The sequence below is a fragment of the Halorhabdus sp. BNX81 genome, assembly GCF_029229925.1.
In the GTDB taxonomy this organism is placed as follows: Archaea; Halobacteriota; Halobacteria; order Halobacteriales; family Haloarculaceae; genus Halorhabdus.
In genome coordinates, this window is record NZ_CP107254.1 from 1,694,573 (window position 1) to 1,710,107 (window position 15,535).

Annotated in this window: 13 protein-coding genes; 4 read left to right on the forward strand and 9 right to left on the reverse strand. The window is 59.3% G+C overall.

Features of this window, described 5'->3' with window-relative positions:
* Positions 1 to 451 precede the first annotated feature (451 nt).
* Positions 452 to 2,350 (forward strand): vWA domain-containing protein, encoded by a 1,899-nt coding sequence (locus HBNXHr_RS08465; protein ID WP_275881811.1) that lies wholly within the window; start codon positions 452 to 454, stop codon positions 2,348 to 2,350.
* Between the two features lie 37 nt (positions 2,351 to 2,387).
* Here the strand turns inward: HBNXHr_RS08465 and HBNXHr_RS08470 are convergent, their stop codons facing one another.
* The 9 genes from HBNXHr_RS08470 to HBNXHr_RS08510 all read right to left on the reverse strand — a co-directional run bounded on the left by HBNXHr_RS08470 (position 2,388) and on the right by HBNXHr_RS08510 (position 13,427).
* Positions 2,388 to 3,218, reverse strand: coding sequence for a hypothetical protein (locus tag HBNXHr_RS08470; protein WP_275881812.1), 831 nt, complete (start codon positions 3,216 to 3,218; stop codon positions 2,388 to 2,390).
* Between the two features lies 1 nt (position 3,219).
* Positions 3,220 to 4,971 carry an RICIN domain-containing protein gene (locus HBNXHr_RS08475; protein WP_275881813.1) on the reverse strand — a complete coding sequence of 584 codons (1,752 nt, stop codon included), beginning with the start codon at positions 4,969 to 4,971 and terminating at the stop codon, positions 3,220 to 3,222.
* Entirely contained in the window at positions 4,968 to 5,969 is a 1,002-nt protein-coding gene (locus HBNXHr_RS08480; RefSeq protein ID WP_275881814.1) for a hypothetical protein, read from the reverse strand. The genes HBNXHr_RS08475 and HBNXHr_RS08480 overlap by 4 nt, the downstream gene beginning before the upstream one ends.
* The gene (locus HBNXHr_RS08485) at positions 5,963 to 6,640 is read right to left on the reverse strand and encodes a hypothetical protein (protein ID WP_275881815.1); all 678 of its coding nucleotides are present in this window, start codon (positions 6,638 to 6,640) and stop codon (positions 5,963 to 5,965) included. The genes HBNXHr_RS08480 and HBNXHr_RS08485 overlap by 7 nt, the downstream gene beginning before the upstream one ends.
* A gap of 2 nt (positions 6,641 to 6,642) precedes the next feature.
* Complete coding sequence (locus HBNXHr_RS08490) at positions 6,643 to 7,086, reverse strand: hypothetical protein (RefSeq protein WP_275881816.1); 444 nt, start codon at positions 7,084 to 7,086, stop codon at positions 6,643 to 6,645.
* Positions 7,087 to 7,117: 31 nt separating this feature from the next.
* Positions 7,118 to 9,160: a type II secretion system F family protein gene (locus tag HBNXHr_RS08495; protein ID WP_275736810.1), complete on the reverse strand. Its 2,043-nt coding sequence runs from the start codon at positions 9,158 to 9,160 to the stop codon at positions 7,118 to 7,120.
* Positions 9,157 to 11,685, reverse strand: coding sequence for a type II/IV secretion system ATPase subunit (locus tag HBNXHr_RS08500; protein WP_275881817.1), 2,529 nt, complete (start codon positions 11,683 to 11,685; stop codon positions 9,157 to 9,159). Before HBNXHr_RS08500 ends, HBNXHr_RS08495 begins: the two co-directional genes overlap by 4 nt.
* A 111-nt stretch (positions 11,686 to 11,796) precedes the next feature.
* On the reverse strand, positions 11,797 to 12,942 hold the full coding sequence (locus HBNXHr_RS08505; protein WP_275881818.1) for an aminotransferase class I/II-fold pyridoxal phosphate-dependent enzyme: 1,146 nt from the start codon (positions 12,940 to 12,942) through the stop codon (positions 11,797 to 11,799).
* The gene (locus HBNXHr_RS08510; protein WP_015790580.1) at positions 12,939 to 13,427 is read right to left on the reverse strand and encodes an Lrp/AsnC family transcriptional regulator; all 489 of its coding nucleotides are present in this window, start codon (positions 13,425 to 13,427) and stop codon (positions 12,939 to 12,941) included. The genes HBNXHr_RS08505 and HBNXHr_RS08510 overlap by 4 nt, the downstream gene beginning before the upstream one ends.
* Positions 13,428 to 13,533: 106 nt before the next feature.
* Here HBNXHr_RS08510 and HBNXHr_RS08515 point away from each other — a divergent pair, with 106 nt between their 5' ends.
* The 3 genes from HBNXHr_RS08515 (at position 13,534) to HBNXHr_RS08525 (ending at position 15,524) form a co-directional block, all read left to right on the forward strand.
* On the forward strand, positions 13,534 to 13,848 hold the full coding sequence (locus tag HBNXHr_RS08515) for a hypothetical protein (RefSeq protein ID WP_015790579.1): 315 nt from the start codon (positions 13,534 to 13,536) through the stop codon (positions 13,846 to 13,848).
* Between the two features lie 58 nt (positions 13,849 to 13,906).
* Positions 13,907 to 14,488, forward strand: coding sequence for a thioredoxin family protein (locus tag HBNXHr_RS08520; protein WP_275881819.1), 582 nt, complete (start codon positions 13,907 to 13,909; stop codon positions 14,486 to 14,488).
* Between the two features lie 91 nt (positions 14,489 to 14,579).
* On the forward strand, positions 14,580 to 15,524 hold the full coding sequence (locus HBNXHr_RS08525; RefSeq protein ID WP_275881820.1) for a mechanosensitive ion channel domain-containing protein: 945 nt from the start codon (positions 14,580 to 14,582) through the stop codon (positions 15,522 to 15,524).
* The last annotated feature ends 11 nt before the right edge of the window (positions 15,525 to 15,535 follow it).

The following is a 15,535-nucleotide window of genomic DNA, read 5'->3' on the forward strand; positions in this document are numbered from 1 at the left end:
GATGAGATTCGGGGGAACATCAGCAGCGACCTGGCGATCGGACAGGGCCGTTTCCGAACTGATGGGGTACGTTCTGTTGGTGGGGATCGTCATTGGGGGCGCGATCATGGTGGTTATTCTTGGCGCACCCATCATGGAAGGGATCCAGGGCCAACAATCGGACGATACAACGGAATTGGCGATGCAGGAAGTCGACGGACGGTTGAGCACACTGTCGGCGAAGGGGGAGACGGGGACGATGGAATTCTCGTTCGGCGACGGTGGAGAACAGATCCAGGGACAGCCAGAATTAGTTGAGAATCAGGGGTATATCGAAGTTACTATCAACGAGAACACGACCTGTTCGGCCCGTGTCGACCTCGATTCGATACGGACCGAGAACGACCGCGGCGAAATACTCGCCTACGAGGCGGGCGGTCTCTGGCGGCAGTCCGCCGACGGTGGTGTCGTGATGGTCACGCCGCCCTCCGTCTCGATCACGGACGGACACCTCGACATTTCGGTGGTGAACATGACCGGCGAAGTTGATCGTGACACCACCCGTGCACTGGTAAACGCCACGACGTCACAAGCGGACTCTACGAAGGCCATCGAATCGCTGTTACAGGGCGAATGCAAGCGGCCGGACAACGTCACGATGACGGTCCAAAGTGACTTCTACCAGGCGTGGGGCGAGCACCTCAGCGAAGAAACGGGGTATGAGGTTTTGAGCTCGAACCCAGCTGACGGCAGCAGTAATCTGACCGTCGACGATACTGCCGAGACAGCCAGAGTCTATCTCAATCAGAGTTCCCTCCCGCCGCGAACGAACGACAGTCAGAACAGCGTGATCGACGTGACCAACAAGAGTGCCTACATGCAGAACGTCTCGATCACCGGGAACGGCATCGCCGTCGATAAGAACGCCAACAACAACTACACCGTCTACGCTGAACCGGTGGTCGATGACGTGGAGATCGGAACCATTCGACGGGTCTCCGCCGACGATAACGTGACGCGTCGTCCACTTGATGTGGTGTTCGTGGTCGACGAGTCCGGGTCGATGGGTGATGATGGGCCAATGGGAACAGAAAAACGGGAATCGACCCGTGAGGCCATCCGAAACTTTACAACGTATCTTGACAGCGATATTGACCGTGTTAGTTTGGTCGGATTTCAAGAAATGGGACCGGATTCTCGATTCCCCTACGACCACCCAAATTACGGTCGAATCTATAGAACGAATGGTAATATGTTGACAAATAATTTTGAAGCATTTAATGATACTTCAGGAGGCACCTTGGAAAAACTCCAAGCAGACGGGTGGACCTACACGGCGGGTGGGATGAAGAAGGCAACGGCTTTGCTTGAGCTTCGCAGCAATGAATCGAGAGATAAAATCATCGTACTACTTTCAGACGGCAAAAACACTCACAACCACGAGGAAGACTGGTGGGTCAACGGAGACACGTATGAATCTGGGCAAACGTATACGCCGAATATTGAAACCTACTCGGGCGAAGACGAAACAGGGACAAATGCTGCAACGGTCCAAATGGCAAAGCTCGCCAGGAAGACTGGTGTGACAACGTACAGTGTGGGTTTCGGGATCCAGTCAAATATCCCCGATGACTTCTTGGAAGACGTCGCTGATGCGGGCGGTGGCTGGTACAACTATACGTCAAATCAAGACGAACTACGGGAGGCATTCAAACTGATCGCAAAGCGCGTCTCCAGCACCCAACAAATCGGTCGGACGCCGCTGTCGACGAACCTCTCGGCAGGTGGGACCATTCAACCGCCACAGATCACTGGCAACACCGGCAATGTTGCCAACGTGACCAAGAACGGCAATACCTTCTTGAACGCCAACGACCCGCTGGCCCCGTCGTCGTTCAGCCACTCCTTTTCGGTGGGTGGCGGTGACATGGTCAACTTCAGCGCATCGACGTATAGCTGCAACGAGTGGGTCGCGACGAGTATGACCAAGACGCTCAACGGGTCGACATACCCAGTGACACGCTGTGCGAATATGTCGACCACGAATGCGACGACGCTCGATAAAAACAACGTCAGCGTCTTCACGAATACCGATTCGGCAGCCTTCAATCGGAATATTTCGGGCACAAACACCTCCGGATGGCAGACGAATCTCACAGATGCCGTCGTCAATCGGTCGCTCTACAACAGGACGAGCAATAAGCTCACGCTGGCCAGCAACGAGGTGCTCGTCCTCTTTGACTTCCCCGACGGGAAGAACACGGACAACAAGATGTTGATGCTCTACACGGTTGGGCTCAGCGATCGGGCAGCACCCACCGGAATAATCGATTTCGAGGTCAGCAACGTCAAACTCGAACGCGGGTCCTGAACTAAGGACGGAATCGCTATTTTGCCGTCGTAGATACCTAGCCTGCGAACGAGACCGAGACGTTCGTTTGCCTGACGTACACACGATCGAGTGATCCGCCACAGGTCGCTGTCGAACTGGAGACACTCCAGTTGTCGGCACTACTGAAGTGATCCATCCACAGGGACTCCCGTGGCGAGTCAAACTCCAGTGCGACACTATTGGCACCCGATGCGCTCCCTGACCCTGTTCGATCAACCGGATAAATTAGTTCAGTGCCGTTGTGCGTAGCCGTGATTTCAAGCGGACCATCGCTCTGGATCGATCCCATCTCCGCGGATTCGATCGTAACAAACGATAGGATAGCAACGTCGTCAGTACAGACGAACTTCGGACCGGTATTCATGATGCCGCCGTCTTTCTGTTGGCGGAACGTCGCCCCGGTCTCGTAGGAGACGTTCGTCGAACCACTTGAGTAGACGAGCGCATCAAGCGGAACTGTGTACGTTGGACCACCTGAACTTGGATTTATCGTGATATCCACCGTCGATCCCCGTTCGATGTCGATCGCTCCGCCCGACAGATCGAGCGTCTCGATGCGCGTCACAGCGGTTCCCTCCTCGATGCTTTCGAGCGATTGGCCGACAATCTCGAAGCTCTGCTCGGCGTTGTCGAGTTGTTGGCTGTCCCGAAACTCCCCGAGCTGGGAGAACCCGACCGTCGCGACGAGGCCGACCGAGAAGATGATGATCGCGAACGTAAGCGAGAAACCGACGAGTTCGGACAGGGCTCGGTCGGTAGACTCCTCGGAGAAGAACAACGACGTATCGGCTCGGTTGGGCGATTTTTCGGACCGAGTGAAGCCAGTTTTCCGGCGTTTATCCGTCATTTTATTCATCCTCGAAGACAGTTCGATAACTTTTGTCGTCGTACCAGTATCGGAGACCGACTGTTGTCTGAATTGGGTTCCCCCCACCTCTGAGCCCACGGAGTTGAATTTCTACTTCTTCATTCCTCGGAATTGAGATGTGAGGAATCTCGACTATTGTCCCGTCTCCGTCCTTCGGGAACGATAGTTTGCCGAGTTCCACGTTGTGGTCCCAACTCCCATCGTTCCCGATATCGACCATCATTTCGGCCCCGTAATTGTTTTCGAGATAGTTCGCCTCCGAATTGAGTAGCAAGTCCGATAGTGTGATCCCCGAATTCCAGTCGTTTTCGACCGTGAAGCTGAGACACTTTCCGCCCGTGGCTTTCTTTATTTGCTTCAGTTTCCATTTTTGGGAATCAGCTAGAGGTGATGTAAGAGAATACTGGAACACATCATCACTGTAGGGATCGGCTGTCAATGCGTCTCCACTGTGTACGGCGATGATCCGATACGTACCGTCTCCATTGTCCTTGATCTCCCAGTGCTGATTATCGCCGCCTGAGTAGCCCCATTGAATGATGTTCGCGCCATCACTGGTTGACCCACCAGAAACGTCAAGAGCTTTATCGGTCGCATGAGCGGGCGTGAGACGATATACTTTATTTCCGACTGCGGTTATATTCCATAACTCGTGGTCGTTATTGTTGTACCCTCCATGCTCAACGTTAGCCCCATCGCTTGTATCCCCATTTTCGACTTCTAATACATCGTTACTGTCTTCGTTCGTTATCTTGTATTGTCCTTCTTCAATAGCGTCTGGTGGAATATAATTGCAGGACGGGTCAGTATTCATGCTGCCCGTATCATAAGTCAGCCCGGACACCGTGATATTTCGTGACACGGTTCCGATACCACCCTCGTCGTCAACGACTTTCAACGTCACATTGGTTTCGCCGCTTCCAAGTGATGTGTTGTAGCGTGCCCCCTCATTAGACATATTCACCGGCGGGCTTACAGTCTGGTTGTCGAATATCCAGTGGTAGGCGTCGATCGTTCCGTCCGGATCTCGACTATTAGAGGCGTTGAATTGGATCGTCTGGCCGCTTTGGGGAAATGATCGATTGAGCGTGAACTTGGCGATCGGCGGTCTGTTGAACGGATTCAGCACCCGGCCGGTCGAATGAGGGTTGACTCCTTTTGCGATGCCGATAGAGAGGGTCTGGTCCATCGGGATGACGCCCGAGGTTGTCGATGTCCCACCCGTCCGCGTCGCGGTGAGCGTGAACGTCGTCGAATCCAGACGATCTATCGAAACATGGACGTTCGAATCATTGTGGACGGGGAACCCGCGGACGAGGTTCTCCCCGCCGCGTGCCACATCAACCTCGAGACACGTATTCGCCGACGAGACCAGGGGGCATTCCCCGGGCGGTTCAAGCGAGACCGAGTACGTATCCGACATCACTGCGGCCGGTTGATCGACGCGTAAGGTCGCCTGCTGGCTATCGCCTCCGAGGCGGGCAGCATCTTCGAGCTGGGTCGCCAGTTCCGTGCCGACGGTCTCGATTTGCTGGCGTGCGCCCGCCTCCTGTTGGTTTTCGAGATACCCGTTAGCGGCCAAAATCAGCCCGAAGATCAACACGGTGGTCATGCCGATCGACAGCGAGTGGGTCACCGGGGTCGAAAGCCCCCGGTCGTCGTGGCGTATCGATCGCCCGCTGTGGGCGGGCGTCGGCGGTTCAGGCTCGCTGTGGCGGTTGGTTGAGTTCATGTGTTCCCTCCGTAGACAGTGATATTTCGTTGCTGAGCGTACTGGATGGCGCTCGATCGGTACGTGAGATTCACTGACCCGTTCCAGACGGCCGGCGTGCTACAGGCTGGTGTGGACGTGGTCTGGCAGTCCGGGAATGTGAAACTCCACTGGGGAGGAGTCGACCATACTGTTTGCGTGACGATCGAATACGTCCCATTGATCCGGTTCCCGTTCTCGATCGAAACAGTATACGGCGATTCGAGATGATCCTCGATACCAGTGAACGAACACTGATCGAACGCCCCCTCCCCGTCTACCAGATCGACGAGGACACGCCCACCCGTCGCCGTACAGTTGGCTGTTCCAAGAGTTCCCGTCGAATCGCTGACATCAACGCTGAGATTGTTGCCGTTGCCGGCCTCCGAACGGTTCATCGAATATTCGAGAAATTCGGTTGTGTCTCCAGCGACCGTGATATTTGCCTGGTCCGCACTCACGTTCCGAAGATCGACGTTCAGGAGATACCAGCCGATATCGGTTTCTTGGCCCGACTGGATGACGTCCCAGTCGTGGTTGTTCGAGTTTGTCGGATCAGTGAAGTTTCGGTTCGTCGTCTGGAGGAGTCGCGTACCGTTCCTGAGTGTCTTCCGGTATGAGACGTTCGCATAGACGGTTCCCGACGTGGCGAACGAGCGGCCAAGCGCCGCGCTGTAGTTCCCAATCGATTGCGTGACGTTCTCGGTAAGGGCATCCACACCCCGGTTGTACTCGGCGTGGTTGACCCGGAGCATGATCGACCGACTCGTCTTGCCGGCTTCGAAGGCAAACCCATCGACGTTGTTCACTTCTGCCGAAACACGTTGCCCGTCCGTATTCTGGGTGAACAACACCGTGTTGACGACCAGCGACAGGACGACAATCACGACAGCCAAGACGACCGCCCCGACTAACAACAGTTGCCCGCGTCGATTTTCGGGGAGCGCTCGCCATCGGCCGGCGCTCGATTCGATCACCATACGATCAATCGCACCTCCAGGACGTTGTACACAGACCCGTCGACGGCGTTGGGTACCGGGTAGTACCCGCTCTTTCCAGGCTGCGGATTCTTGGTAGGATGAGTATCATATTGCCATAGTTCGGCCGTCCCGGCCGAGTCAGCGGTCAGCGTCATGTTGTCATACAGCACGACGCGCTGTGACGCGATGACCGAGCCCGTCGAGGGCGTCCCCTGGGAGGCCATCGTCACCGACCCGGTTCCGTTCGAGGGATCGGGCTGCAAGTACGACACCTCCACGTTGTACAGCCGACCACGGGAGGTGAATGTCTCATTCAATATCTGCCCGAGTTCACCCGGAATCCGGGTGGTTCCGTAGCCGATGTCGGGGTTCACAGCGCCGCTAAACGTGCGTTGACTCTGTGACCAGTTTCGGACAAGTTCCGAGAGCGGTTCCTCCTCAGCCTGAGACGCGATCAAGAGGGTGTCCTCAGCCTCTTGCTGCAGATCGGTGCGGACTGATGAATCGATCGCGCCTCCGGTCGTTGGCGTGACGACGACGACCTGGACGGCATACAACAACGCCGTGATGACGAGGATCGCGCCGATCAGGCCTTCGAGGGTAAACGCCTGTCCGCGGTCGCTCTCTCGTGACCGCTCCTGTCCGGCCGGTTTGTGGGTAGGCCCGGTCATCGTTACCACACCTTGACGATCAATCGGTACGCTGGCTCGGTCGACCCGGGAACGTCGACGGAGACGATCCGACTCGACTTCCCAAATTCGTCACGCGTGACGGGGTCCCCAACCATGGCGACCGGGGCCGACCCGTCGAGATATTCGACGGTAACGTTCAGATGCATCGACGAGCCGACGCCGAACCGATCTTTCAGGTCGGTCGTCGAGAGGCTGAACAGCGCCATTGCGTTGGTTCCATTCAACGTGTTCGGCTCTGCCGGCATCGAGAGATTCGACACGATGGTCGATGTGACCCGATCAGCGGCTGCCTGTTCATCGCCGCCGACAGACGACTCGAACGGCGTCAACAGTCCCGGAATGAGCGACAGCACGAGGACGAACCCGAGCATGAAGATACTGATTCCGAGGACGAAATCCTGTAACGTCTGTCCGCGGGTATCCATCGGTCGCTGTCTTCCCTGGTCTTGCCCCATGTTACCCCCCCACAGCTATCCACACCACGAGCGAGACGGTCATCAGCGCGACGGCGTATTTCAACCCGGAGATGATCCGGACGTTCCGGATATACCCGGCGATGACGGCCGAGAAGATGGCCTGCAACGAGACGGCGTGGAAGAACAGCATCGACAGCATGTCGTTGCTGGGCATGCTCGAACCGAAGTCCTGGCCACCCATCGCCTCCCCGCCGGAGCTGGCGGTCTGCTGGGAGAGGCCGGCCATCGTCTCGAAGAACTGGACTTTGAGCATGGCGATGACACCGAGCAGCGTCAGGAACGTCATGATGATGATGACGACCTGCATCCGTGTCCGTGACTTACGATCCCGGTCGATGTCGTCCTGGTTCTCGCTCGCCTGGGCAGCCGTCGAGAGGACGTCTTGAATCTGGTTCGAGGCCTCCTGGGCCTCGCTAATGAGCTTGACCGTCCGACTGAGTCGTGGGACGTGATACTTGTTGTTGAATTCCCGGAGTGCCTGCTTGAGGTTCGTCCCGTAGTTGACCTTCCGGTGCATGATCGAGAACTCGTCAGCCAATCGGCCGGATGAGGTCTGGGCGACGATATTCAGCGATTCAAGCAGGGTCATCCCGGTCTCGTTTGCGCTTGAGAGTTTCCGAAGGTTCTCCGAGAGCTTCCCAATGACCGACCGACGATAGCGGACGTTCCATTCGTGGAAGATGGCCAGCGGAATGAAATTGATATACGCCGGCATATACAGCCAGAAAAACGTCCCCTGGAGCGGATTAGACTGCATTCCCGCCAGGGAGGTGGGTGCCCAGCCAATCACGACGGTGAACACGAGCGCAACCAGCGTTATGGGAATCGTCACCGCCAGCACGTATGGCGGGTTGTCGCGCAGGAAAATGTGGGGCGCTCGCAGTATCTCGATCACCTGATGGGTCCCCTCCCGGCTGTTGATCCGATCGAAAATGCTGTAACTTCCGGTGTACTGCTCGATCAGGCCGAGACTGAAGAGGTTGGTCTCACCTTCGATCTGGGCGCGCTTTTTCGGGTCGTCCGGGAGCAAGAAGCCGTTGCTGCTTTCGTCCGAGGTAACCGTCGAGACGAGCACGAGGAACGCGACGTTGATCATCGGGATCAGCCCGTAGACAGTGATGTACATGAGATCGGTACTCGCGTTGCCCATCATGCTCATGACGACGAGGATGATGATCAACAAAAGCGGGAACAAAGACAGCGTCATGTACATCTCCCCGAACAGTTCGAGGGTTTCGAGCATGCGCTGTTGTTCCTGTTTGCTCGTGCGCATGTACTTGTTCTTCTGATCTTCGAGGAACGACGTCATGTCCCCGCCGGAGTCGACGATCGAGAGCATGTCCGTCAGGAACTGACTCAGCTCGTCGCTCGGCGTCTGGATCGCTTGATTGCGAATCGCCGTCCGGTAGTCCGTGTCGAAGTAGGTCGTCTCCAGGACGATACTCTGGAACTCCTTTGCGACCTCGCCGTAGGTGTCGTCAGCCGCCGCGATCGCTTCGAGGATATCGAGTTGGTTGAGCCCGCCGACCGACAACGCGTACATGAACGAGACCGCATCGGAAAGCATGACGTTGATCTCACGCTCGCGAGCACTCGCCCGGAAGTAGGGAATCGAAACGAGCGAACCGAACCCGACCGCAAACCCGATCGTCCCGAAAAACAGTCCCGAGACGATCATCAGGAACGGAAGCTTGAGTGCCTGGACTATCGGGAGAATACCCTCGGGGAGTCCAAGCCCAAGAAACGACGGCATTTCGCCGGCAAATAGCGTCGCCACGAGGAGGTAGCCAAGCAGCATGCCGACGAGCCACAGTGATGTTCCCGCGATCGTGCCCACGGCCAGGGCCCGTGAAAGGAACATCTCGACGTTATCTGCCATGCGCGCTTCCGCCAGTTTCGTCTCGACGTTGGCGACGAAGTCACCGTCCTCGTCGAACAGGCGGCCAAAGAGGGGATAAAACATGTCGCCAAGGCCCCCGGACTCACCGATGGGTGACCCCCCGCGTCGCGTCTCGAGACTCATTCCTCTTCGACCCCGTCGGAGCCTGCCTTGGGCACGAACCGGCCGAAGTCGACGTCATCGTCATCGTCCTTGGCGCTCCCGTCGTCACTGTCGACATCGGTCAGTGCGCTCACGATGTCCGTCCGGGCCTGCTCCTTATAGCGGTCGAACAGCGGCGTGGCGTTTTCGAGGACATCCTCGGCCTCCGTCAATAGCTCGTCCGGCGGATCCGGTCGCGGAACCATCTCCTCTTTGGCCGGGTCGACCGTGATCTGGACGGATTCCATTTCCCGGAGGTCCTCCAGGCTGTGATCGAGTTGATCGTTGGCGATCAGCGTCATGATCGTCTTTGGATCGTTGATGAACGCCTGCAGCGTCGCGGCCACCTCGGTGTAGGTGTTCAGGCCCTGCTCGATGAGATACGCGAGGACGACCTTCCGCATGAACAGTTCCTCGTCGAGGGTGTCCTGGTCCCACCCGCGGTCGAACTTGATCTCCTCTAAGGTGCTCGAAGAGCCCATCTGGAGGAACTCGTCGGACTCGGCCTGCCACTGGTAGACGTCCCTGACGTTGATTTCGTCGTTTTCCGGGGAGTACTCGTTGATCTCGGTCAACGTCTTGTTCCGGCGGACCTTCCGACCCTGCACCCGGGTCTGGGTCTGGATCGAAACCAGATCCAGCGCCGTAAACAGCGTCTTCGAGACGTTGATCGGGTCGGTCGTGAACCGTTTGATGACCTCGCCGACCGTGTCGGCGTGGAACGTCGAGTAGCCGGTGTGACCGGTCGACATGACCTGGAAGAGGTCACGCCCTTCCTCGCCACGGACCTCGCCCATGACGATGTAGTCCGGGCGCTGGCGGAGCGCGGCCTCCAGCAGGTCGAACTCGTCGATGTCCCCTTGCTCATCCTCGCCGAAGGAAGGCCGGGTCACCGAGGCGACCCAGTTGCGCTGGGGGAGTTCGACCTCGCGGGTGTCCTCGATCGAGACGATCTTGGCGTTGCTGGGGATGAAAAGCGAGATAGCGTTCAGCGAGGTCGTCTTCCCCGACGCCGTGCCGCCCGCGAAGATCATCGACTTGTTGTTCTCGATGGCAAGCCAGAGAAACGCCATCTCGTCCAGGGAGAACGTGTTCCAGTTGATGAGGTCGACCGGCGTGAACGGAACGTCCTTGAACTGACGGATCGTGTAGTTGGTCCCGTGATCGGAGACCTCCCGTCCCAGGGTGAGCTGGGCACGCGAGCCGTCGGGCAGCGTCGCGTCGACCTGCGGCTGGCGCTTTGAGATACCTTTCCCTGATCGCTGTGCGAGTTTCACCACGAAGTCGTCGAGGTCGCTCTCGCCGTGCTCGACGTTGGTGATGATCTGCTCGTAGTCGGTGTGGTAGGCGAACACCCGGGAGTTGTACCCGTCACACGAGATGTCCTCGACGTTGATGTCGTGTTTGATCGGGTCGATCTTGCTGTAACCGATGTAATCACGCTTGAGCAAGTATAGCAGCTTCTCGACCTGGTATTCCGAGAGGGTGTCGGGGTCCTCTTCGAGGATCGCCGGTTCCGGTCGCGCCGCAATCCCGTCGAGCCCATCCGATTCCTCGGCTGGTTCGATTGCCTGTGTCTCGGTATCCATTCCCACGAGCTGTTTGAGCCAGTCTGTCGATCCCGTTCCCGACTCGATATTGTCGTCGTACACGTCGTAGCGCTGCAGTAAATCCTGGGCCTCGCGTTCGATGACGGCGGCGCGATCGGCGTCCTCGTCTTCGACCCCGACGCCCTCTTCGGCGTACTTGATCGCCGTCTTGAGTTTGTTCCCGAGGAACTCCTTTAATTCGCGCTCGATGTCGTTGAGCGCCGGTTCGACGACGTAGTACTTGCGTTCGTTCTCCTTTTTCGAATGAAAGAGGACGACACAGGCGTAGGGCTTGTTGACCCAGTAGCGCTCGACTTCCTCGAAGTGACGCTTCTTTTCCATCGGGACGGCCCGTTCGAGGTCGTAGCGATTGACGACCGTCGTGTTCCCCTCGACCGTCGAGAAGAACGCGTCCTCGTCTAACTCCTCGTTGACGTCGACGGTTCGCTCCTCGACGAGGTCTTTCAATTCACTCGCGCGGTTCTGGCCATGACTCAGGCGTCCCTCCGTCTCGTCGGGATCAAACCCGAGGTGTTGGCTTTTGTCGAAGGGGATTTTCTCCCCGTCCGTCCGTGGGTGGGACCCGTCGGCGTCGTAATAGTACTCCTGTTTGAAATGTTCCCAGAGATACGTCCCCTTGACGACCGGGGTGGTCTCGGGATCGAGGAACGCCTGCCAGTGGGTATTCAGGGTTCTGGCGTCACTCGCCCGCGCCGTGAGAAGGTCGGCAGTCCGGTGTGGGTCGAATCCGAGGTACTCGCTCCGGTCGAACGCACCGCCGTCGTGGAACTCACGCCGAAAATCCACCCAATCATAGGCGTCTTCGTCGTCAGTTTGGTCGTCGTCGCTGTCCCCAAGCAGCGAGGTGGCACGAGAGCGAAGCTTATCGCCCCCACCATCTTTGTCATCAATTGCCATTGCCCTATGTTCTCTCACTCATACGAAAAAAGCTTACGTAAGACGGATGTCACGTCCGCGTCAGACAGGCCGTATTTTCGGGTCGTCGATTAGCACCACCTAAAAGATCAGTCAGGAAATGAACGTCTCAAAGCGAGCCAACGCCTCTTTTAGATCGCCTAACCCCGTCGCGTAGGACACCCGGAGGTGCCCCTCGCCACCCTCGCCGAAGACGTTCCCCGGGACGACCGCGACACCTTCTTCCTCGAGGAGCGCTTCGGCAAAGGCCTCGCTATCGTCCCACGGTGACTCCGGGAAGGCATAGAAGGCCCCGCTCACGGGGAAGCAATCGACACCCATCTCCTCGAACCGGGAGAGGACGAACCGGCGTCGCCGGTTGTACTGGTTGCGCATCTCGACGACGTCGTCCTCGCAGCGTTCCAGCGCCTCGATGGCCGCATACTGGGGCGTGGTCGGTGCCGACAGCATCGTGTACTGGTGGATGCGGTTCATCGCCGCGATCACGTCCGGGGGCCCCATCGCATAGCCCAGCCGAAGGCCGGTCATGGCGTAGGCCTTCGAAAAGCCGTTGAACACGATGGTCCGTTCGCGCATGCCGGGTAACGTCGCGATCGAGGTGTGGTCGTGTTCGTAACTCAACTGGGCGTAGACCTCGTCGCTCAGGACCGTGAGATCGTGCTCGCGGGCGAACTCGGCGACCGGTTGGAGTTCCGCCCGGGTCATCGTCGCCCCGGTGGGATTGTTCGGGTAGTTCATGACGAGCACGTCGGCCGCGGCCGCCCCACTCGCTTCGAGGACATCCCACGTCAGTTTGAAATCGTCCTCCCGGCGGGTGACCACGTCGAGCGGGTCGCCGCCGGCGAAGATCGCGCCCGGGACGTAGGAGATATACGCCGGCTGGGCCACGGCGACGGTGTCACCGGGATCGACGATCGCCCGCAGGGCCAGGTCGACGGCCTCGCTGACGCCCGTCGTCACCAGGATCTCGTCGTCGGGATCGTACGCGAGGTCGAAGTGGTCGTCGACGTGGCCGGCGATCGCCTCACGGAGTTCGAGTTTGCCCCGGTTTGCCGTGTAGGAGGTCTTGCCCTGTTCCAGGGAGGCGATGGCCGCTTCCCGGGCACTCCAGGGCGCGGAGAAGTCCGGTTCGCCCACGCCCAGGGAGATGATGTCGTCCTTCTGCTCGGCGAGTTCGAAGAAGCGTCGGATACCCGACGGTGGAATCGTCCGGGCGCGCTCGGATAGCTCGATGGTCATGGTGAGATCGAGAGACGGTCGTCCTCGTCGCCGTCCCCGAATTCGATGCCGCTCTCCTTGTAGGAGTCCATCACGTAGTGGGTGACGGTCTGGGTGATCTCGGGGATCGGCGCGACCTTCTCGCTGATGAACCACGACACCTCGCTCATCGAGTCGCCCTCGACCTCCATGAGGAAGTCGTAGTCGCCGCTCATCAGCCGCAGTGTCGTGACTTCCGGGAACTTGGCGATCCGATCGGCGATGTCGCCGTAGCTGGTCTCCCGGTCTAAGGTGACGTTGAGTTCGACCGTCGCACGGACGCGCTCGCGGTCGAGACCGTTCCAGTCGACGACGGCCTGGTAGCCCCGGAGTGCGCCGGCCGCTTCGAGATCCGCGATCGTCTCCTCGACGGCGTCTTCGTCCATGTCCGCCATCCGCGCCAGCTCGGTCGTCGAGTAGCGGGCGTTCTCTCGGAGTAACTCCAGGAGTTCGTCGCGACTGTCCATACACGGGATCCGGCGAGGATGGCCAATAAGGTTTGCTGTCTCATACGGGCCCGCGTGGCGACCGGAGACCGTCGGTTTAAGGTGCCGACTGCCCTACCCGTCGAGCATGCAGCAGGCTAATCACTCGCCCTCCGGCTGGGAGTTCGTCGCGACCAGGGAGGCCGCCGCGTCGCTTATCCGTGCCACAGTCGAGCTCGATCCGGACGAACACGTCACCCGCTCGGAGCTCGCGACGGCGGCCGACGTCCCGATGAAGCGACTATACCTCGAAGACACGGTCTCCGAGCTCGTCGACCTCGGCGTCCTCGAAGCCGTCGACTCCGAGTCCGAGCCCGTCTATACGGTCAACGAGGGGAGCGAGGTCCTCGAAGCCGCGGCCCGCTTCGAGGAGATGGCGACCGAACGGCTCGTCGGGGACTGACGTTGCTCGCCGGTGACTCCACGTTTTTGTATGCCGGGCCAGTAACTGTCATCGACTCATGACTGCACTCGACTCCGAACGCGAGGCCATCGAACGCGGCGAGGTTGCCCCGGACTTCGAACTCCCCGGAACCGACGGCGAGACCCACGCCCTCGCGGACTTTACCGACCACAAGGCCGTGCTGGTGGTGTTCACCTGCAATCACTGCCCGTACGCCAAAGCGAAGTTCGACCCGCTGAACGAACTGGCGGCCGAATACGACGACCTCGCAGTCGTCGGCATCAATGCCAACGATAGCGACGAGTATCCCGATGACTCCTTCGAGAAGATGGTCGAACTCGTCGAGGACGGCACGATCGCCTACGACGCGTACCTCCGTGACGAATCCCAAGATGTCGCCCGCGCGTATGGCGCAGTCTGTACGCCCGACCCATTCCTGCTGGAAAACGACGGCGGCGAGTTCCGGCTGGCCTACCACGGCCGGATCGACGACGCGATGAGTCCCGACGCGGAACCGACGACCTTCGAGATGCGAGCCGTCGTCGAGGATCTGCTCGCCGGCCGGGAACTCACCGACGAGTTCCGGCCCTCGCGCGGGTGCAACATCAAGTGGACGGACGGCAGCGTCCGGCCCGAGTGAGCGTCCCCGACCGCGGAAGGTGCCCGACTCCAGACGACGGTCGCCGCCCCGCAGGGCAACGGTTTTCCCGCTGCCCTGTGAGTCACGGTGTGTGACGCGACGACTTCCGTACGCGCTCGTCTTCCTTGCGGTCGCCAGCGCGAGTTCCGCTCTCGCCGTCGGTCGGATCGGCGTGCCGTGGTTCGACCCGGCCGGGGAAGCCTTGTTCGTGGAGGCGCTGACGATCGTCACGATCCTCTCGGCTGCCTTCGGCGGCTACTGGCTCGTCCTGGCGTATCTCTCGGGCCACGCTGTGGACAAGCGCCGCCGACACGACGCCCGGAACGTGCTTCGACTCACCTTCGGGATCGTCGCGACCGTCGCGACGCTGGGCGCGCTGACCGACCAGTGGGTCGGCATGCTCGTCTCGCTGGGTGTCGTCGGCTTCGCGGTCACCTTCGCCCTTCAACAGCCCCTGTTCTCGCTGATCGGCTGGTTCTACATCCTGGTCAACCGCCCCTACCAGGTCGGCGACCGGATCGCCATCGAGGACACCCGTGGGGATGTCGTCTCGATCGGCTTTTTCGTCACTGAGGTCTGGGAGATCGACGGCGACCTGGTCTCCACGAACCAGCCGTCGGGCCGGATCATCACCGTCCCGAACAGCGTCGTCCTCTCGAGTCACGTCGTCAACTTCTACGGCGAGGGGGTTCCCTACGTCTGGAATGAACTGTCCATCCAGGTGGCCTACGAGACCGATCTCGACTACGCGACCGAGGTGATGATCGCGGTCGCGGACGAACACCTCGGCGAGGAGATGGCCAACGAGATCACGAACTACCGCGATCGCCTCGCCGAGACCCCGGTCGAACTTGACGTGACCGAGGAGCCGACGGTCAACGTTCGACAGGCGGAGTCCTGGGTGGAGTTGCGCCTGCGATATCTCGTCCACCCGCGCCGGGGAACCCGTGCCCGGAACGCGATGTACGAGACGATTTTGGAGCGGTTCAACGACAACCCAGATCGCGTGGCGTTCCCGGTCAGCCGGAGTCGGTAACCCCGGACATT

Coding starts and splice junctions, on each gene's coding strand:
- HBNXHr_RS08495 (WP_275736810.1), bottom strand. CDS start 9,160: ATGAGTCTCGAGACGCGACGCGGGGGGTCACCCATCGGTGAGTCCGGG.
- HBNXHr_RS08490 (WP_275881816.1), bottom strand. CDS start 7,086: ATGGATACCCGCGGACAGACGTTACAGGATTTCGTCCTCGGAATCAGT.
- HBNXHr_RS08520 (WP_275881819.1), top strand. CDS start 13,907: ATGACTGCACTCGACTCCGAACGCGAGGCCATCGAACGCGGCGAGGTT.
- HBNXHr_RS08485 (WP_275881815.1), bottom strand. CDS start 6,640: ATGACCGGGCCTACCCACAAACCGGCCGGACAGGAGCGGTCACGAGAG.
- HBNXHr_RS08500 (WP_275881817.1), bottom strand. CDS start 11,685: ATGGCAATTGATGACAAAGATGGTGGGGGCGATAAGCTTCGCTCTCGT.
- HBNXHr_RS08505 (WP_275881818.1), bottom strand. CDS start 12,942: ATGACCATCGAGCTATCCGAGCGCGCCCGGACGATTCCACCGTCGGGT.
- HBNXHr_RS08480 (WP_275881814.1), bottom strand. CDS start 5,969: ATGGTGATCGAATCGAGCGCCGGCCGATGGCGAGCGCTCCCCGAAAAT.
- HBNXHr_RS08465 (WP_275881811.1), top strand. CDS start 452: ATGGTCACGCCGCCCTCCGTCTCGATCACGGACGGACACCTCGACATT.
- HBNXHr_RS08510 (WP_015790580.1), bottom strand. CDS start 13,427: ATGGACAGTCGCGACGAACTCCTGGAGTTACTCCGAGAGAACGCCCGC.
- HBNXHr_RS08515 (WP_015790579.1), top strand. CDS start 13,534: ATGCAGCAGGCTAATCACTCGCCCTCCGGCTGGGAGTTCGTCGCGACC.
- HBNXHr_RS08475 (WP_275881813.1), bottom strand. CDS start 4,971: ATGAACTCAACCAACCGCCACAGCGAGCCTGAACCGCCGACGCCCGCC.
- HBNXHr_RS08470 (WP_275881812.1), bottom strand. CDS start 3,218: ATGACGGATAAACGCCGGAAAACTGGCTTCACTCGGTCCGAAAAATCG.